The organism is Streptomyces sp. NPDC093094, from assembly GCF_044754345.1.
Classification (GTDB): Bacteria; Actinomycetota; Actinomycetes; order Streptomycetales; family Streptomycetaceae; genus Streptomyces.
In genome coordinates, this window is record NZ_JBIVOX010000003.1 from 453,591 (window position 1) to 472,019 (window position 18,429).

Below are 18,429 nucleotides of genomic sequence, written 5' to 3' on the forward strand. Positions count from 1 at the left end.
CCCCGGACCAGGGGTCAGCCTCCGGTGCGCTCCGCGACCGCCCGGGCGATCTCCCGGGCGATCCGCAGGATGCCGGGGGAGCGCACCGGACAGGGCTTCGGCGTGGAGGTCGTCGGCGCCAGACAGAAGTGCAGGGGATCGTCGTCGCGGTGCAGGGCCGTACGGCCGCGGCCCGGCTCCGTGCAGAAGCCGGGGTGGGCCCGCTCGTACGGCGTGCACGGCAGGTGCTGCACCCAGGTGTGGCGCCGCGCGGCGGGGCTGACCGTCCGGCCCGCGTCGACGACGGCGTTCCCGGAGGCCGCGGCCCGCTCCTCGTAGACACGGTTCACCTGCCGTACCCGGTCCGGGGTCATCGGGTCGGGCCCCTGGAGCACCCACAGGACCAGCGGCGCCCGCGTGCCGCCCGCTCCGGCGATCTGCTCCGTGAGCCGCAGGGCGTCGGAGGTGTACCGCCGCAGATAGCGGTCACGGTCACGGCCGTACGTGATGCCGTCCATGCACGGGGTGAAGCCCCAGGCGTTGCCCCAGAACTGGAGCACGACGACGTCCGGCCGCAGCCTGCGCACCAGCGCCGCGGCCTTGTCCGCGTCGGGCACCAGCGACCGCTCGCCGGTGCCCTCCAGGTAGTCGCACAGCGTGGTGCCCGAGTACGGGGCGCTCGTGTACCGGGCGTGCACCGCGCGGCGCAGCTCCTGCCCGAGGACGTCCTGGCTCTCCATGGCCAGGGAGTCCCCGAGGTACAGCACGACCGGAGGCCGCGCCGGTGAGGACGCGGCCCCGGCGGAGCTCCCGGGGGAGGCCGCGGCCCGCTGGTGCGTGGTCCCGGGCGGGGGAGCGGCCACGTCCCGCCCGGACGCCGGGTCCCCGCACCCGGCGAGCAGCAGCGCCCCGGCCAGCAGTGCTCCCACGAACCACGGTCTGCGCATACGGCAACTCCCGCCCCGGCGCCAAGGAGTTCCCCAGGCAAGCACACCCGGAGCCGGGACGGAAGACGCAGCTCGGCCGAAGACGTCAGACCCGGTCCGCCACGATCAGCAGGTACTGGAAGCTGCCGTTGCGGTAGGCGTCGAGGAAGGTGTCCTCGATCCCGGTGACGAGATGGTCGGCCTGGCGGCGCAGCTCCCAGTAGGGGATGGCAGCCTCGGTCAGGTCGGCCACGTGCACCGGCACCAGCCGGTTGCGGGCCATCGCGCGGAAGTACTCCGACCGCGGGTGGATGTCGCAGATGTAGTGGGCGTTGATCAGGGACACCTCGCGCGATGCCTGCCCGTAGGTGTCGTTGTAGCAGCCGGTGATCACCGCGTAGCGGCCGCCGCGGCGCAGCAGCCGGGCGTGCTCGGCGAAGAGCAGGTCGAGCTCGACGTACATGGTCGACTCGTTGTTCCAGGACGCCGCGTAGGCGCCGGACTCGAAGCCGGTGTCGAGCATGTTGCGGTGGTGGTAGCGCACCTTGTCGTCGATGCCGCGCTTACGGGCCTGCTCGTTCGCGAACGCGGCCTGCTTGGCCGAGATGGTGACGCCGTCGGCGTGGCAGCCGTGGCGCAGATGGGCCGTGACGCTGCCGCCGCCGCGGCCGCAGCCCGCGTCGAAGACCCGGTCGTCCGGGGTGAGCGGGCCGAGGTGACTCGCCAGCAGTTCCGCCTGGGCGTGCTCCAGCCGGTGCAGCTCGGCCGTCACGCGGTGGCCGCGCAGCTCCGGGTCGTCCTCCTGGAGCACGGTCCAGTCCGCCTCACCGATGCCGTAGTGGTGGTGGTACAGGTCGTCGAGCCGGCCGAGTTCGAGGTTGACCGGGTTCTCCTCGGCGTTCCAGTAGTCCGCGACGCGGTTCTGGTACGTGGACTGGGTCGGCACCGTGGCGGCGCGGGTGTCGCGGGCGGTGGTCAACAGGTACTCCTCGTTTCGTGCGTGTGACGGTCGTTCATGTGGGGGGTCTGGTCGGTCACCAGTAGTCGGGCAGGTGGTAGCGGTGGGTGTTGGTGGCGTGCCACTCGTGGTTGCCGGCCACCCAGTCCGCGAGGCCCTGGGCGTACCGTGCGACGAGCGGTGAGGCCGCGGCGAGCAGGGCCGACTCCTCCTCGAAGGCGTCCATGATCCGGTTGTGGATCTCGACGCTCCTGAGGTACGCGGCCTTGAGCCCGCACCGGTCGTTGCCGGCGACCACGACGGGCAGATTGAGGTGCCGGGGATCGCCCAGCTCCTTGGTGAAGGAATAGAGGTCGTTGACGATCGTGGTGGCGTTGCAGGCCAGCGCGGTGATCCGCTGGATCTCGGGGCGGGCGTAGACCGGCTCGGGCAGTTCGTAGCCGTCGATCGCGTCGACGATCGACAGACAGGGCCGGAAGTTGTTGAACTGCCGCATCACCAGGTACTCCCACACCCGCGGCCGGTACCCGATCTCCGCCCAGGCCGCCTCGCCGAGATAGCCGAGGTGCAGCCGGGCGATGTCGTGCACGAACCGGTCGGTCTGGCTGGGGGTGGCGAGGGCGGCGTAGTCCTTCAGCGCCCAGTGGTACGAGCGCAGCGGCCCGTCGGCGTCCATGCCGCGCCGCCACTCCTCCTCCAGCTCCGGCGGCCCGTGGTACGGGTCGAGGGCGGACTGGGCGAGGATCAGCCGGCCGCCCAGGCCCCGGTGGGAGCCTCCGTAGTCCTCGTCCTCCTCGCAGTAGCAGTTGTCGACGATGTTCTCGGCCAGCAGCAGCTTCCCGGCGACGGTCAGCCGCTCCAGGTCGGCCGCGCCCGGATGCTGGAGCACCACGGCCCGGCCGAACTGGAAGCCCGAGAAGTCGCCCTTCCACGCCTCCGGGAACAGATCCAGCTCCCGGGCCCATGCCTCCAGCCGGTCGTCCACCTCCCTCGCCTTCTCGGGGTCGGCGGGCGCGGCCTGCCGGTACCGCAGCCCCGGCACGGCCCCGGAACGCCGGGCGCGCACGCCACGGGCGAGACTCGGCGGACCCGGCAGCCGCGACAGGGCGGCGGCCGACGGCGTTGTCGCGTCCGGCGGCGTGGGCGGCGGCGTGGGCGGTGGCGTGGGTGTCGCCGGGTGTGTTCCCAGGAGGTCGGCGAGGCTCGGCGGGCCCGGCAGCGGCGGTGCGGCCGGACCCGGAGCGGGCGGAGGCACGGCGGCCGCTGGTGTGACGGTCGGCGATGCGGCGGCCGGCGCCGTTGTCGCGTCCGGCGGCGTGGGCGGTGGCGTGGGCGGTGGCGTGGGTGTCGCCGGGTGTGTTCCCAGGAGGTCGGCGAGGCTCGGCGGGCCCGGCAGCGGCGGTGCGGCCGGGACCGGGCCCGGCGGAGGTGTCGCGGTCGCCGACGGCGTCTCGGTCGGCGGGGACGTGGTCATGTGTGCGCGCTCCACGCGGTCAGTCGGCGCTCCGGCCGATCTGGACGTTCTCCAGGATCCCGGCGGCGTCGGGGACGAGGACGGCCAGGGAGTAGTAGGCGGTCACGAGGTAGTTGACGATCGCGGCGGTGTCGACGCCCATGAACCGCACGTTCAGGCCCGGCTGGTACTCCTCCGGGATGCCCGTCTGGTACAGGCCCACCACGCCCTGGTCGGCCTCGCCGGTGCGCAGCGCGATGATGCTGGTGGTGTGCTGCGGGGAGACCGGGATCTTGCCGCAGGGGAAGATCGGCACACCACGCCAGGCCGGCACCTCGTGCCCGTCGACGTTCGCCGAACCGGGCACCAGACCACGCCGGTTGCACTGCCGGAAGAACGCCGCGATGGCCTTCGGATGGGCGATGAACATCCGTGTCTTGCGCCGCATGGCCAGCAGCTCGTCCATGTCGTCGGGTGTCGGCGGCCCGGTGAAGGTGCTGATGCGCTGGCCGTGGTCGATGTTGTGCAGCAGCCCGAACTCACGGTTGTTGACCAGTTCCCACTCCTGCCGCTCGCGGATCTCCTCGACGGTCAGGCGCAGTTGCTCCTCGGTCTGGTTCATCGGGTCGTTGTAGAGGTCGGCCACCCGGCTGTGCACCCGCAGCACGGTCTGCGTCAGCGACAACTCGTATTCACGCGGCGAGAGTTCGTAGTCGACGTAACCGCCGCGCAGCGTCGGCTCGCCCGCATGCCCGGCCTGCAGCGGCAGCTCGGCCTCGCCCTTGCGGTTCGTCGGAAGCCGCTGCCGCTCGGCGTAGGTCCGCAGATGCGCGGCCAGCGAGGGGACCCGGTCGGTGAACTCGCGGACCGCCTCCCGGGGCAGCACCAGGACGACGCCCGCCGTGTCGGCCCGCGCCGACGTCAGCCACAGCGGGTCGGGCCGGCCGATCGCCTCGTCGCCCATCTGGTCGCCGTCGGTGGCGACCCCGGTCACCGCCTCGTCGCCGTACTTGCCGGTCGCGTAGCGGGTGAAGCGGCCGTGGACCACGAGACAGATCTCGGTGACCGGCTGTCCCGCCTCGAACAGCACCTCCCCGGCGCGCACCTCGCGCACCTGGAACCGCCCGGCGATCTCGGCGAGGACCTCGGCGTCGGAGTAGCCCCGCAGCACCGGAAGTTCGGTGAGAGTCTGCGGGATCACCCGGATGTCGTCGGCGCCGTTGTGCTCGAAGTGCACCCGGCCCCGGCCGGTCCGCAGGGTCAGACGCCGGTTGACGCGGTAGGTGCCGCCCCGGACGTCGACCCACGGCAGCGTCTTCAGCAGCCATCGCGAGGTGATGGCCTGCATCTGCGGCCGGGTCTTGGTGGTCGTGGTGAGCCGGCGGGCCGCCTGTGTGCTGAGGCTGGTGAGCTGACCGTCGGCGGGTGGGGCGGGCCCGGGGTCGTCGGTGGCGGGATCGGTGGCGCTGTCCGGAGTGGACAATTTCCCTCCCGGGAATGAACGTACATGATCAAAGAGACTGTCGGAGGGCGAGCTGGTCAGGCCCGGCACCCAGCCAAACAGCCGGAGTGTGAGGGCGGTACGGCGCACAGGGGGCGGCTTCGCGCTTCTGCGGTGGCAAACATTCCGGTTGAAGTGGGCGCCGTGCCGCGCTCCCGCCGTGCGCCGGTCCACCGCCCCCGAGCCCCGGGGGCGTGCGCCCCCGGCCGCGCTGCCCCGCCCGCCCCGCACGGGTCCCGTGCCGCGCACGCTCCGTGACGGTGCCCGCCTCCCGGCGCGCGGGCGGGCCGGGGGGTGGCTAGCGTGTGGAAGCGGACACGTCCCCGATCCGAGAGGGCCGATCATGGCCGCACGACCTGAGGGAACCCCCTGCTGGGTGGACGCGATGTTCACCGATCTGGAGGGGGCCAAGAGTTTCTACGGTGACGTTCTCGGCTGGACCTTCGGCGAGTCCGCGTCGGAGTACGGCAACTACACCCAGGCGTACGCCGACGGCAAGGCGGTCGCCGCCGTGGTGCCGCCGATGCCCGGACAGGAGGGCGTCTCGCAGTGGTGTCTGTACTTCGCCTCGCCGGACGCCGCCGCCACCGCGGGCAGGATCCGCGACAAGGGCGGCGAGGTGCTGATGGAGCCGATGCAGGTCGGCGACTTCGGCACGATGGCCCTCGCCCGTGACCCGAGCGGCGTCGTCTTCGGCGTGTGGCAGGCCGGTGTCCACGAGGGCTTCGAGGCGCCGCCCGAGCAGCCCGGCGCGTACTGCTGGGCGGAGGTCTTCACCCGCGACCCCGGCAAGGCGGACCCGTTCTTCGCGGGCGTCTTCGGCTACGGCCAGAAGCAGATGCAGGACGACGCGGTCGACTTCCGCATGTTCGACCTGGGCGACACGACCGTCCTCGGCCGGATGAGGATGACCGAGGAGTTCCCGCCCGAGGTGCCGGCGTACATCAACGTGTACTTCACCGTCCCCGACTGCGACGCGGCGGTGCAGAAGGCCACCGAGCGCGGCGGCGTGCTGCGCTTCGGTCCGATGGACACGCCCTTCGGCCGGTTCGCGGCGATCAGCGACCCGCAGGGCGCGAACTTCTCCGTGATCGACGTCACGAGGACCGCGGGCGAGATGCCGCGGAGCACCGCCGTCACCTGAGAGGCGGCCGGACGGCCCGCCGGCCCATGGCATGATCGGACGCATGCGTGAACGTGTGGTGGCCGCGTGCGACGGGGCTTCGAAGGGAAACCCCGGTCCGGCGGGCTGGGCCTGGGTCGTCGCGGACGAGACGGAGACGCCCGGCCGCTGGGAGGCCGGGCCGCTGGGCAGAGCCACCAACAACGTCGCGGAACTCACCGCGCTGGAGCGGCTGCTCGCGGCGACCGACCCGGCCGTGCCGATCGAGATCCGCATGGACTCGCAGTACGCGATGAAGGCCGTCACCGCCTGGCTGCCGAACTGGAAGCGCAACGGCTGGAAGACGGCCGCTGGCAAGCCGGTCGCCAACCAGGACCTCGTGGTGCGCATCGACGAACTGCTCACCGGCCGTGAGGTCGAGTTCCGCTACGTCCCCGCCCACCAGGTCGACGGCGACCGGCTCAACGACTTCGCCGACCGGGCCGCCAGCCAGGCCGCGACCGTCCAGGAGGGCGCGGGCAGCGCCGCCGGGTCCCCCGAGCCGCCGGCCTCGCCGGACACCCCGGCGAAGAAGAGCCCGCGCCGGGGACCCGCCGCCCGCGGGGGCGCCCGGACCGGCACCGGCTCCTCCTCCGCCCGCACGATCAAGGCCAAGTTCCCCGGCCGCTGCGGTGTGTGCGGCCGCTCCTACGGGGCCGGCGAGTCCATCGCCAAGAACGCGTCCGGCTGGGGCCACCCGGAGTGCCGGACCGCCGAGGTCTGATCAGGCCGCGTCGAAGGTGTAGTGCGCCGTGTGGTCGAGCAGGTCGGCCGGGCGCACGTCCTTCCAGGGCTCCATCGTCTCCTGGAGATCGACGACGTCCGCCGTCCCGGCGGCCGGCAGATAGCCGGAGCCGGGGTGCCGCTGCTGCCAGTCGGCCCACAGCTTGTCGATGTAGGCGTGGTGCAGCCAGAACACCGGGTCGTTGGGGGAGACGCCGGTGGCCATCTGCCCGCCGACCCAGACATGGACGCGGTTGTGCAGGTTCACACCGCGCCAGCCCTCCAGATGGTTGCGGAACCCGTCCGAACCGCTGTTCCACGGCGCCATGTCGTACACCGGCATGGCCAGCACCGACTCCACCTCGGCCCGGGTCGGCAGTTCGCGCACGGCGGTGCCGAGCGAGCGGCGCAGGAACGTCCGGCCGTCGACCCGTACGTTGATCGGCCACTTGCCGCCCGACGCGGCGAACGGCCCGTCCGTCACCCGGCCGTCCGAACTGCGCCCGGTGCCCCCGAGGAAGTCCGGCGCCCACAGCGAGGCGCGCGGGGTGCGGTCCGTGGCCCAGTCCCAGTACGGCAGCGCGACCGAGGCGTCCACCTCCTGCAGGGCGCGCTCGAACTCCAGCAGGAATCTGCGGTGCCAGGGCAGGAACGACGGCGAACGATGGCCGGTGCGGCGGCCGTTGTCGGTGTCGGCCACGATGAACTGGTTGTGGGTGCTGACGAAGGTGTCGTAGCGGCCGCTGCGCTTGAGTTCGAGGACGGCGGCGACGAAACGGCGCTTCTCGTCGGCGGTCAGGTTCGCCTGGTTCTTGCGGACGGTCATCGGTGGTGCTCCAGATGTGCTTGCGGGCAGGTCAGTTGGCGGGGAAGGGCAGCAGCCGGGCGCCCTGCAGTTCTTCGACCGCGGCCCGGGCGGCGGCGCGCGGCGTGGCCACCGGGTCGTAGTGGCTGACGACGCTGATCCAGCTGCCGTCCGCGTTCTGCATCACATGCAGCTCCACACCGTCCACGAACACGGCGTAGCCGCCTCCGTGGTGATGGCCGCCGCCGGGCCGGCCCTGTATCCGGCGGCCCCGGTAGACCTCGTCGAAAGGCTGCGGGCCGTCGTGGTGACGGGCGGCGGGTGCGGCGGCGGGCGTGCCGCCGGGCGCGGCGGCGACGGTGGCGCCGGCCGCGGCCACGGCGGCTCCTGCGACGAGGGCGCGACGACGGGTGAGTTCCGGCATGCGGACCTCCGGAGTTCGGGGAACGGACGTTTCCCGCATACCTATCCGTCCGGGCCGCGAGGCCGGAAATCCTCCGTGACCGGTAGAGCGTGATCCGGACAAGTGGTCACATGTCATGCAGGATTGAACAAAGATGATCTTTCTGCGGGGTCGGGTCCGGCCATCCCGGAACGGGCAATTCCTTCCATCCGGGGCCGGGTCGGGGGTGATCTTTCGCCTTGTCCGCGGTCGGACCCGTCCGCGACCCGCGCCGGGTGATTGACGCGTTTCACGGCCCCACCGACTGCTACCCTGCGTCGCACATCAACCGCTCTGAGTAATGACCAGGGGTGCGTGTGAAGGTCGCCATCGTCGGAGGCGGGCCCGCCGGCCTGTATCTGTCGATCCTGCTGAAGCTCCAGGATCCCGCCCACGACATCACCGTCCACGAGCGCGATCGCGAGGGCTCGACCTACGGCTGGGGTGTCACCTACTGGCAGGGGCTCCTCGACCGGCTCCACGACCACGACCAGGTCTCCGCCCGGGCCGTCGACGAGGCGTCCGTGCGCTGGAACGAAGGCGTCGCCCACGTCCGCGACCTGAGCACCCGTCACCCCGGCGACCAGGGCTTCGGCATCGGCCGTCACCGCCTCCTGGAGATCCTCGCCGGCCGTGCCCGCTCCCTCGGCGTCACCCTCGGCTTCGAGCAGGAGATCGACGACGTCGCCGGTGCCCCGCAGCTCGCGGAGGCGGACCTCGTGGTCGCCGCCGACGGGGTGCGCAGCGCCCTGCGCACCCGGCACGCCGACCACTTCGGCACCGAGGTCGGTGTCGGCCGCAACTCCTACATCTGGCTCGGCACCACCCAGGTCTTCGACGCGTTCACCTTCGCCTTCGTCGAGACCGGCCACGGCTGGATCTGGGCCTACGGCTACGGCTACAGCGGCACCCACAGCACCTGCGTCGTCGAATGCGCCCCCGAGACCTGGACCGGCCTCGGCCTCGACCGGGCCGATGAGGCCGACGGACTCGCCCTGCTGGAGAAGCTGTTCGCGGACATCCTCGACGGCCACCCGCTGATCGGCCGCGCCCAGTCCGACGGCAGCGCCCAGTGGCTGAACTTCCGCACCCTGACCAACCGCACCTGGTACCGCGACAACCTGGTCCTGCTCGGCGACGCCGCCCACACCACGCACTACTCCATCGGCGCCGGCACCACTCTCGCCCTGGAGGACGCCATCGCCCTGGCGTCGGCCCTGCGCGAGCACGCCGCGCTGCCCGCCGCCCTCGCCCGCTACGAGCACGAGCGCAGACAGGCACTCCTGCAGGTCCAGAGCGCGGCCCGCTACAGCGCCCAGTGGTACGAGAACCTGCCGCGCTACATCCATCTGCCGCCCGAGCGCATGTTCGCCCTGCTCGGCCAGCGGCACTCGCCGCTGCTGCCGTACGTCCCGCCCCAGCTGTACTACCGGCTGGACCGGGCGGCGGGGCGGCTGGAGGCCCTGCGCCGTCTCAAGCGGTGGCTCGGCCCCCGGCTCGCCCGCACGGTCCACGCCCGGGCACTGGAGTCACGTAAGGAGGAACCGGTGCGTCCGCGCGGGCGACACCCCCGCGACGGTGCCGTTTGAGCGGATCGCCCCGGGGTTACCCGAGTGCACATGACCGAGGAGCCGAAACGCACGGGCCGCGACGAATCCCCGGAGGAGCGCGCGGACCGGATGTGGGGCGAGCTCATCCAGGAGGTCCGTGTCGCCCAGACAGGTGTGCAGATCCTGTTCGGCTTTCTGCTGACCGTCGTCTTCACCCCGGTCTACGCCGGGCTCGACGACACCGAGAAGACCATCTACATCGTGACGGTCGTGCTCGGCGCCGCCGCCACCGGCGCCCTGATCGGCCCCGTGATGCTGCACCGGCTCGTCTCCGGCCGCAAGGTGAAACCGCAGGCGGTGCAGACGGCCTCCAAGCTGACCGTGACCGGGCTGGTGCTGCTGCTCGCCACCATGACCGCCGCCCTGCTGCTGGTCCTGCGGGTGGCCACCCACGACGGCTTCGTGCCCTACCTCGTCACCGCGGTCGTGCTGTGGTACGTCGTGTGCTGGTTCGGCATCCCGCTCTGGACGCGCCACCGGAACAGCCTGCAGTGACCCCTCACAGCCGGTCGAGCTGCCGGTCGTGCACCCGGCTCAGCGCCGACAGTGCCACCGTGGCCCCGATCAGCGCGCAGAACATGTCCCACTGGGTGTCCCAGACATCGCCCTGCGTGGCCAGGAACGCGTCCGCCGAGTGACCGCCGGTCACGGCCGCCGCCCACTCGAACATCTCGAACACCGCGCTGAAGGCCAGGCACGCGCACACCGTCAGAGGCGCCAGCCACCGGCTGCCCCGCAGCGGCGAGGTACGGCTGAGCAGCTCCCGCACCAGGATCGCCGGCACGAAGCCCTGCATCAGATGCCCGAACCGGTCGTACGGATTGCGCTCCAGCCCGAAGGTGTCACGCACCCAGTCGCCCGGCGGCACCTCGGCGTACGTGTAGTGCCCGCCCAGCGACAGCACCAGCGCGTGCACGGCGAGCAGCCCGCACACCAGCCCCGTCAGCGGGAACCGCCGCCAGGCCAGGGCGACCAGCGGCAGACCGACGATCACCCAGACCGTCTCCAGGAACCATGTCATGCGGTCGTGCGGCGCCCAGGCGGACGCGGCGAGCCCCGCGACCGCCACCGCGGCGAACGCGGCGGGCGGCACCCGGCGCGGGGAACGGACGACGGCCGGCGGAACGGACAGGGTGGTCATGGGCGGGCTCCTCCTCGTGGGAGCCCCATCGTGGCGGCGGCCGCCGGGCCGCGGCATGAGTACGGCTACTCACCCGCGCGGGCGTCAGTCCCCAGGACGCCCCTCGCGCACCCCGCGCAGCGCCGTGAGGCAACTGCCGATCGCCCGCTGGAGCCCCCCCAGCCGCTGGACCATGTCGTCCTCGTAGTACTCCTGGGCGTCGTCGAAGGTCAGCTCCTCGAACGCCTTCGCCGCCACCTTCGGCGTCTCCCCGGCCCCCTGGCCGCCCGGCCGGACACTGCGCGCCACCCTCAGGGCGAAGGCCCAGCCGCCGGTGCGCGCGTAGGCGCCGAACTCGCGCGCGTCACGGGCCACCAGGTCCGACGGCGGCGCGGGAGGGACGGGGGCCGGTTCGATCGGGGCGGTCGCCAGGGTCACGGACGGTCTCCCAGGAACGGGGCACGGACGGGGAACAGATGCAGACAGAAAGCCTATAGGGGCCTGTCGGCCGCTCTCCGGCGTTCCCGGCCGCGGCGGACGTCCCGAAAGAGCTCTCGATCTCCGGGGCGGAGCCGGGACAGGATGGCCCCATGACCGCGCGCCCCCTGCCCTCCAGCACCCCGGCCGCCCAGGGAGTCGACTCCACCGGCGTCCTCGCCCTCCTCGACGCCCTCGACGCCGAGCCCGACATCGAGATGCACAGCATCATGATCCTGCGGCACGGCCGGGTCGTCGCCGCCGGCTGGTGGGCGCCGTACACGGCCGGGCGCCGCCATCTGCTGTACTCGCTCAGCAAGAGCTTCACCGGTACCGCCGCCGCGCTCGCGATCGGCGACGGACTGTTCGGCCTGGACGACCCGGTGATCTCCCACTTCCCGGAGTTCGACGCCGACATCACCGATCCGCGCAGCCGCGCCATGCTGGTCCGGCACGTGGCGACCATGTCCAGCGGCCATCTCGCCGAGACGGTCGACGAGGCATACGGCACCGACCCCGCGGAACCGGTCCGCGGCTTCCTGCTCCAGCCGCCGCCGCGCGACCCCGGCACCGTCTTCGCCTACAACCAGCCCACCACCTACACCCTCGGCGCCATCGTCCAGAAGACCACCGGGCAGCCGCTCAGCCGGTATCTGCGCACCCGCCTGTTCGAACCGCTCGGCATCGCCGACGCGGCCTGGCTGCGCGACGGCACCGGCCGCGAGCTCGGCTTCAGCGGACTGCACCTGACCACCGACGCCGTCGCCCGGCTGGGCGAGCTGTATCTGCGCGACGGAGTCTGGCAGGGACGGCGCCTGCTCCCGGAGGGATGGGCCGCCGAGGCGACCCGCGCGCACGTGCCGACCGCGGGCGGCATGGGCTTCGCCGACGCCCCGGACTGGGACCAGGGCTACGGCATCCAGTTCTGGCGCTCCCGGCACGGCTACCGGGGCGACGGGGCCTTCGGCCAGTTCTGCCTCGTGCTGCCCGAGCAGGACGCCGTGGTGGTGACCACCGCGGCCACCGAGCAGATGCAGACCCTGCTGGACCTCGTGTGGGAACACCTGCTGCCCGCCTTCCGCCCCGCCCCGCTGCCCGGCCCGCGGGACGCCGACGCCAGGCTGAGGGACCGGCTCGACGGGCTGGCCCTGCCGCCCGCGACCGGGAAGGCCGCCCCGCCGGAGCACGCCGGAAAGTGGGCCGCGGCCCCCTTCGCCCCGAGCGGCGGCGCCTGCGCCGACCAGCCCGGGCTGACCGGCGTCGACGTCGCCCCGGGACCGGACGGCTGGACGGTGACCCTCACCGAGAACGGGCACCGGATCCCCCTGCGCCTGGGCGCGGGCGGCTGGACCGTCTCCGAGGAGCCGCTGCCCGTCGCCGTCGGCGGCGGCTGGACGGATTCCGGCACGCTCGTCGTGGAGACCCTGTTCCTGGAGACACCGCACCGGCTGGTGCTGACCTGCTCGCTCCCCGGACGCACCTTCACCGCGCGCTGGCGCCCCGCCCCGCTGCACCGCCCCCCGCTGGGACGGATGCGGGCGCCGGTCACCCCTGCGGCGACTGCCTGAAGGTCAGCAGGAACGCGTCCAGCGCCGCGAGGTTCTCGGCGCTGGACCAGTCCGCCGCCGGGGTCGTCCAGCGCAGCGAGTAGCCGCGGCCGCCGCCGATGAGGAAACCGCGGCCGAAGGTGCGCAGCGAGGTGCCGCCCTCCTTGCTGAACCACTGCATGTCCGCCGCCTGCCGGCCCTGGTACGTCCGCGCCCGGATCGCCCCGAGCCGACGGTAGTCGCCCGCCGCCCGCAGTCCCGGCTCCACGTCCCGCCACACGGCGACCGGGTCGGGGCCGACCCGCTCGCTGTAGGTCACGGCGAGCGTGCGCGGATCACCGGAGGCACCGAGGACGACGCGATAGGCCAGACCGGCCGTCCGGGTCGTGCGCAGCGGACGCCAGCCACCGGGCAGGGCCACCGAGAAGCCCTCGGGGGAGCTGTACGTCCGGAAGCCGTCGGGCAGCGCCGTGGAGTCCGACGGGGAGGGTGTGGGCTCGGGCGGCGCGGCCGGCGGAGCCGTCGCCGGGGGTGCTCCGGCCGGCGCCGAGGTGCGCGGGGTCTCGCCGCCCGACGCCGCTCCGGCCGCTCCGGCCGGGCCGGACGTGCCGCCGGACAGCCCGCCGGTCGCGGCGAGCACCGCGACGGCCACCGTGACGACCGCCAGGGCCGTCCCCACGGCGAGCATGCGTCCGCCCCGGCCCGCCCCCGCATGGCAGACCGCCGCGTACGCCTGCCGCAGCCGGGGCCGCGGCACCGCGGCCGGCGCCGCGGCCGGATCCTCCTGCACCACCCGGGTCAGCGCCTCGCGGACCACCGACCGCGACAGCCGGTCGCGGGACTCCTTGCGCAGCAGCCCCTGCACCGCCCGGGACAGCGGTCCGGCCCGCACCGGGGAGCGCAGCGGCAGCCGGTCCACGCCCTTCAGCGTGGCCTCCGCCCGTTCGCGCTCCCGGAACGGCGGACGGCCCTCGACCATCGTGTAGAGGATCGCGCCCAGCGCCCACAGATCCGCCGCCGGACCGATCCGCTCGTCCCGCGCCTGCTCCGGCGAGGCGTACGACGGGGCCGTGAGCCGGGGCGCCAGCGTCGCGCCCGCCAGACCGAACCCGCCCACCACGGCCGGACCCCGCTCCGGCACGAACACCTGGCCGGGGCTCAGTTCACCGTGCGTGATGCCCGCCGCGTGCGCCGCGTCCAGCACGTCCAGCAGCTCCAGGCCGGTCCGCGCCGCCCGTACGTAGTTGAACGCGCCCCGCCGGGCCAGGAGTTCCCCGAGCGGCGTGCCGCCCACCCACTCCGTGACGGTCCACAGGGCACCCGACTGGGTCACGGCGTCCAGGACCGCCGGGACCCGGCCCGGGCACAGGGTGCGCATGGTCTCCGCCGCGCGCAGCACCCGGCTCACCGCCCGCCGGGCGTCGCGCTCGTCCAGACCGCCCTCGGGCAGTCCCACCCGTGTGAGCAGACACGCACGGCCCGTCTCCACGTCCTCGCCGTACCAGCCGACACGATTGGTCTCCCGGTGCACGACGTCCAGGGGCCGGTATCTGCCGGCGATCAACTCCTCGGCGGAGACATGCGGCTCGACCATGCTCATTCCCTCGCTGAACCCCGGGCTGTCGGTTTCCCAGAGGTACGGCGCGTGACGGGCCGTGCGTTCAACCCTCCCGGCAACGCTGACCCGACGTCAGGAAATGTCGTCCTGCGCCAGGCCGAAGCGCGCGGTCCAGGCGGCCATGTCGGCGGCCGACGCGTTGCCCCCGCACACCACCAGGCCGAGCCGGGCGCCGTCGCCGACCCGCTCCAGCACCCGGCGTGCCGCCGGCAGCAGACAGCCCGCGGCCGGCTCGGTCCACACCTTCGCGTGCTCGGCGAGCTCCAGACAGCCCCGTACGGCCTCCCGGTCGGGGACCACCAGCACCTCCTCGACCAGGGACGCCACATGCTCGTAGGCCGACCGGCTCACCGACGGCGCGCTCAGGGTGCTCACGATCGACGACAGCGGCACCGGCACCGGGCCGCCCGCCGCCAGTGCCGCGGACATCGCCTCGGCACCCTCGGTCTCCACCCCCCACACCCGGACCTCGGGACGGCGGGCCTTCACGGCGGCCGCGACCCCGGCGATCAGCCCGCCGCCGCCGATGCTGACCAGCACGTCGGTCAGCTCCCCGGCGTCCTCCGCCAGCTCCAGCCCCACGGTGCCCTGGCCGGCGACGACCAGCGGGTCGTCGAAGGGGTGCACCAGCGTCAGCCCTTCGTCCCGCAGCCGCTCCGTCAGCGCGAACGCCTCGTCCATGGTGTCGGTCAGCCGCACCGACGCCCCGGCCGACTCGGCGATCCGGACCGCACGGACCGGTGCCGAACGCGGCATGACCAGCGTGGCCTTCACGTCGAAGGCCGCGGCCGTCACCGCGAACGCGATGCCGTGGTTGCCGCCGCTGACCGCCACCACACCGGCGGCCCGCTCGGCCTCCCCGAGCGACAGCAGCTTCGCCGTCGCCCCCCGGACCTTGAACGACCCCGTGTGCTGGAGCAGCTCCAGCTTCGCCGTGACCGGCACGCCCAGCAGCGCGCTCAGCCCCGGGCTCGGCACGGTCGGGGTGCGGACGATGTGCCCGGCGATGCGCGCTGCCGCGGCTTCGATGTCCGTGATGCTGATCAAGACCTCACCTTTCCACGCGGTGCCCCCTCGGGTCAGGCACCGAAGAGCTGTGTCCAGTACGTGCCCGCCCGGCCTCCGCCCGCGAAGCCGATGCCCATGTGGGTGAAGCCGGGCTTGAGGATGTTCGCGCGGTGCCCCGGGCTGTTCATCCAGCCCGTGACCACCTCGGCCGCGGAGCGCTGGCCGCAGGCGATGTTCTCGCCGACGGACCGGTGGGCGGACCCGGCCGCGGCGGCCCGGTCCCAGGGTCTGCTGCCGTCCGGCGCGGTGTGCGCGTAGAAGTCACGGGCCACCATGTCCGCGCTGTGCGCCCGCGCGGCTCTCGTCAGCGCCGGGTCCGGCGCGAGCGGCGGCAGCCCGGCGGCCGCGCGCTCGCCGTTGGTCAGGGAGACCACCTCCGCCTCCGTGCGGGCCGCGTCGCCCGGCGTGAGCGGACGGGCCCACAGCGCCGTCCAGTACGTCTCGTCCCCGGGGCCGCCCGCCCGGCCGAGACCGGCCTGGGTGAACGCGCTGTCCAGCAGGGTCTGCCGGGCCCCCTCGGTGCGCAGGCAGTAGGCGAGGAACTCCTCCGCGGTGCGCGGCCCCGACACCAGATGTTCGCCGACGCTCGTGTACGCGTACCCGGTGCGGGTCAGCCGCTGGTAGACCGAGACGCCGTCCCGCCCCTCGACCCCGAGCCGTCCCGCGGCGGCCATCGCGACGGCGTGCGCCTGCGCGGCGGCGGCGAGCCGGGCCTCGTGCACCACGGGCGGCACGCCGGCCCGCGCACGGGCGGAGTTGGCCGGCGCGAGCCAGAGCGCGTCGGCGGCGGGTACATCGGGGCCCGCCGTGTCCGAGGGCCGCGACGGGCCGTCGGCGTCCCCGGCCGGTTCCGTCCCGTCGTCCACGACCTCCACGCCGAAGTCCCGGGCCAGTCCCGCCAGGCCGTCCCGGTAGCCCTGGCCCAGCGCACGGAGCTTCCAGCTCTCGCCGCGGCGGTAGATCTCGGCGAGCAGCAGGACGGTCTCCTCGCCCGGGCGGGGAGGGGCGAAGCGCGCGAGGACGCGGCCGTCCGGGCCGGTGACCCGGAGGGCGGGGGAGGGCAGACGGCCCAGCGGAGTGCCGGGCTCGGCGGCGCCGACGGCGACCGTGACCCGGGTGGCGCCGGGGCGCAGGGCGCCCGGTTCGACGGTGAGGGTGTCACCGTCGAACCGGGCGCCCTGCGCCGCAGGCTGGTTGAAGAACACGAAGTCGGCGTCGCCGCGGACCTTGCCGCTCTCGTCCGTGATCAGCGCGCAGAGGTCGAAAGGTCCCGGCACCCGCACGGTCAGCGTGCCGGACGGCAGGGGCAGATTGCCCCCGGAAACCAGCTCCTGCATCGTGCCGCCCTGCTGTCGTGGCCGGCGGCGCAGCCGCCCGGCCGTGGCTCTCGAACCGGACAACGTCCGTGCCCCCGTCCCGGGTTCCCGCCGCCCCTGCCCGGCCCCGCGACGCCCGGCACGCACCCCCCCACTGCCTCAAGGGCGTGGGAGGTGCCCCCGGCCGCACGGCGCGAAGGGCCGGGCGACTCCGCCGCACGACCCTCCGCACCGCACGCCGGCCGCACGCACCGAAGGCCGCTCCCGCTCCCACGGAGATCCGTCAGAAGGGCCCCAGGGCCTGTCCGACCGTTCCCGTCTGCCGCGCGACGCCGTGCACGCACTCTCGCCGCACCGGCCCCGGACCCGAGTACGTCCGGGTACGAGGGCCTGGAGCCGGCACGCCGAGAGCACGCACCCGACGGCGCGCGGCCGCCCTTCGGGCGACGACGCGCATGGTCGGACAGGTCCTAACCCTCGTCGACGGGTCCCCGCCGCCCCTGCCCGGCGACGTCCTCGTGACGCCCGGCCGGTCCGGCGGCGCGCCGGGCCGCGCTCTTCCCGCAGAACGCCGACTCCAGCGTGCCCAGCATCGTGCTCAGCACCGTTGCGTTGTTGGAGGTGTTGGCCAGCGCGGCAAGACTCCGCCTGCCGTCCTTCGAGGTGAACGCGTACGTGTAGTAGCCCTGGACGGCGCCCGTGTGCCCGTACACCGACACCCCGCACGACAGGTCGCGGCGGCGCAGCCCGAGCCCGTACGCCTGGGTGCTGTTCACCGTCGTCCACCTGGTCATCTGCCGCAGTGCCGTGGACGAGGTGAGCTCGCCGCGCAGCAGCGCCGAGGTGAAGACGTTCAGGTCCTTGGCCGTGGAGACCAGCGCGCCCGCGCTCTGCGCCCACGACGCCGTCTGCCGGGTGGCGTCGACGAGCCGCGCACCCGCCTCGTCGGGCGTCAGGTACCCGCGCGCGTACGTGCCCGGCAGGGCCGTCGCCGGGTGGACGTAGGACGTGTCACGCAGGTTCAGCGGCTCGATGATCCGGGTGCGGTACGCGGTGCCCACGTCCTGGCCGGTGAGCTTCTCGATCAGCATCCCCGCGACGACGAAGTTGGTGTTGGAGTAGGCGTACGCGCCGCCCGCCCTGCCCGTGCGCGCGTGCCGCAGCGACCGGTCCACCAGCTGACGGTAGGTGAACACCTTGTTGCGGACGGCCTCGAAGCCCGGCACGGTCCGGGCGAACATCTCGTCGGTGTAGTCGTACAGTCCGCTGCGGTGGCTCAGCACGTGCCGCACCGTGACGGCGTCGTCGGGCAGCAGCCCGGGCAGATGGCGGTTCACGGGCGTGTCCAGCTTCAGCCTGCCCTCGTCGACGAGCTGGAGCAGCACCACGGCGGAGAAGACCTTGGTGACGCTGCCGATACGGAACCGGTCGGTCGTCGCGAGGGCCCGCCCGGTGCCGCGGTCGGCGACACCGGAGGCCACCCGGTGCACGGTCCCGTGATCGTCGATGCGCGCCATCGCGCCGGGTGCGCCCTGCCGCCGCGCCGTACTCAGCACGCTCCGCAGCCCCGCGATGTCGGGCGCGGCCGGTGCGGCCGCCGCAGGTCCGTGCGACGCCGCCGTGGCGGGGGCCGGCACCGCCAGGAAGGACAGCACCACCGCGCCGAGCACGGCGCTCCTGCTCACCGTTTTCTTCACCATCCGGCTCCGCTCCCTGCTCCTGCC

16 protein-coding genes and 1 pseudogene are annotated in these 18,429 nt (G+C 73.5%); 5 read left to right on the plus strand and 12 right to left on the minus strand.

The genetic code is table 11. From position 1 onward, the window contains the following. Positions 1-14: 14 nt before the first annotated feature. The 4 genes from ACIQGV_RS08080 to ACIQGV_RS08095 all read right to left on the minus strand — a co-directional run bounded on the left by ACIQGV_RS08080 (position 15) and on the right by ACIQGV_RS08095 (position 4,799). Positions 15-926 (minus strand): SGNH/GDSL hydrolase family protein, encoded by a 912-nt coding sequence (locus ACIQGV_RS08080; protein WP_402492123.1) that lies wholly within the window; start codon positions 924-926, stop codon positions 15-17. An 85-nt stretch (positions 927-1,011) separates the two neighbouring features. Continuing rightward, positions 1,012-1,884 carry a geranyl diphosphate 2-C-methyltransferase gene (locus ACIQGV_RS08085; RefSeq protein ID WP_402492125.1) on the minus strand — a complete coding sequence of 291 codons (873 nt, stop codon included), beginning with the start codon at positions 1,882-1,884 and terminating at the stop codon, positions 1,012-1,014. A 55-nt stretch (positions 1,885-1,939) separates the two neighbouring features. After that, complete coding sequence (locus ACIQGV_RS08090) at positions 1,940-3,052, minus strand: family 2 encapsulin nanocompartment cargo protein terpene cyclase (RefSeq protein ID WP_402492421.1); 1,113 nt, start codon at positions 3,050-3,052, stop codon at positions 1,940-1,942. A 304-nt stretch (positions 3,053-3,356) separates the two neighbouring features. Further along, positions 3,357-4,799, minus strand: coding sequence for a family 2B encapsulin nanocompartment shell protein (locus ACIQGV_RS08095; RefSeq protein WP_402492128.1), 1,443 nt, complete (start codon positions 4,797-4,799; stop codon positions 3,357-3,359). A gap of 361 nt (positions 4,800-5,160) precedes the next feature. Here ACIQGV_RS08095 and ACIQGV_RS08100 point away from each other — a divergent pair, with 361 nt between their 5' ends. After that, a complete protein-coding gene (locus ACIQGV_RS08100; RefSeq protein ID WP_402492131.1) occupies positions 5,161-5,961 on the plus strand; it encodes a VOC family protein in 801 nt (266 codons plus the stop codon). 31 nt (positions 5,962-5,992) lie between these two features. Next, entirely contained in the window at positions 5,993-6,703 is a 711-nt protein-coding gene (locus tag ACIQGV_RS08105; RefSeq protein WP_402492134.1) for a ribonuclease H, read from the plus strand. On the opposite strand, the gene ACIQGV_RS08110 is transcribed toward ACIQGV_RS08105, so the two are convergent. Together ACIQGV_RS08110 and ACIQGV_RS08115 are read right to left on the minus strand one after the other, a co-directional pair. Beyond that, positions 6,704-7,528, minus strand: coding sequence for a tyrosinase family protein (locus ACIQGV_RS08110; protein WP_402492137.1), 825 nt, complete (start codon positions 7,526-7,528; stop codon positions 6,704-6,706). A gap of 31 nt (positions 7,529-7,559) precedes the next feature. Beyond that, positions 7,560-7,931, minus strand: a complete 372-nt coding sequence (locus ACIQGV_RS08115) for a tyrosinase cofactor (protein WP_402492139.1) — start codon at positions 7,929-7,931, stop codon at positions 7,560-7,562. 335 nt (positions 7,932-8,266) lie between these two features. Between ACIQGV_RS08115 and ACIQGV_RS08120 the strand changes: the two genes are divergently transcribed. Together ACIQGV_RS08120 and ACIQGV_RS08125 are read left to right on the plus strand one after the other, a co-directional pair. After that, positions 8,267-9,538, plus strand: coding sequence for an FAD-dependent monooxygenase (locus tag ACIQGV_RS08120; RefSeq protein WP_402492141.1), 1,272 nt, complete (start codon positions 8,267-8,269; stop codon positions 9,536-9,538). A gap of 30 nt (positions 9,539-9,568) precedes the next feature. Continuing rightward, positions 9,569-10,054 carry a DUF6328 family protein gene (locus ACIQGV_RS08125; protein WP_402492144.1) on the plus strand — a complete coding sequence of 162 codons (486 nt, stop codon included), beginning with the start codon at positions 9,569-9,571 and terminating at the stop codon, positions 10,052-10,054. 4 nt (positions 10,055-10,058) lie between these two features. Here ACIQGV_RS08125 and ACIQGV_RS08130 read toward each other — a convergent pair whose 3' ends face one another. Then, positions 10,059-10,700, minus strand: coding sequence for a DUF2238 domain-containing protein (locus ACIQGV_RS08130; protein ID WP_402492146.1), 642 nt, complete (start codon positions 10,698-10,700; stop codon positions 10,059-10,061). A 210-nt stretch (positions 10,701-10,910) separates the two neighbouring features. Beyond that, positions 10,911-11,117, minus strand: a pseudogene (locus tag ACIQGV_RS08135) (hypothetical protein); the annotation flags it as partial. A 152-nt stretch (positions 11,118-11,269) separates the two neighbouring features. Between ACIQGV_RS08135 and ACIQGV_RS08140 the strand changes: the two are divergent. Further along, complete coding sequence (locus ACIQGV_RS08140; protein WP_402492149.1) at positions 11,270-12,724, plus strand: serine hydrolase domain-containing protein; 1,455 nt, start codon at positions 11,270-11,272, stop codon at positions 12,722-12,724. On the opposite strand, the gene ACIQGV_RS08145 is transcribed toward ACIQGV_RS08140, so the two are convergent. The 4 genes from ACIQGV_RS08145 to ACIQGV_RS08160 all read right to left on the minus strand — a co-directional run bounded on the left by ACIQGV_RS08145 (position 12,702) and on the right by ACIQGV_RS08160 (position 18,405). Next, positions 12,702-14,303, minus strand: a complete 1,602-nt coding sequence (locus ACIQGV_RS08145) for a serine/threonine protein kinase (protein ID WP_402492152.1) — start codon at positions 14,301-14,303, stop codon at positions 12,702-12,704. The genes ACIQGV_RS08140 and ACIQGV_RS08145 overlap by 23 nt on opposite strands. Before the next feature lie 90 nt (positions 14,304-14,393). After that, positions 14,394-15,368, minus strand: a complete 975-nt coding sequence (locus tag ACIQGV_RS08150; RefSeq protein WP_402492155.1) for a threonine/serine dehydratase — start codon at positions 15,366-15,368, stop codon at positions 14,394-14,396. A 32-nt stretch (positions 15,369-15,400) separates the two neighbouring features. Continuing rightward, positions 15,401-16,726 carry a CAP domain-containing protein gene (locus ACIQGV_RS08155; RefSeq protein ID WP_402492159.1) on the minus strand — a complete coding sequence of 442 codons (1,326 nt, stop codon included), beginning with the start codon at positions 16,724-16,726 and terminating at the stop codon, positions 15,401-15,403. Positions 16,727-17,175: 449 nt separating this feature from the next. Continuing rightward, on the minus strand, positions 17,176-18,405 hold the full coding sequence (locus ACIQGV_RS08160; protein WP_402492161.1) for a serine hydrolase domain-containing protein: 1,230 nt from the start codon (positions 18,403-18,405) through the stop codon (positions 17,176-17,178). Positions 18,406-18,429: the final 24 nt, after the last annotated feature.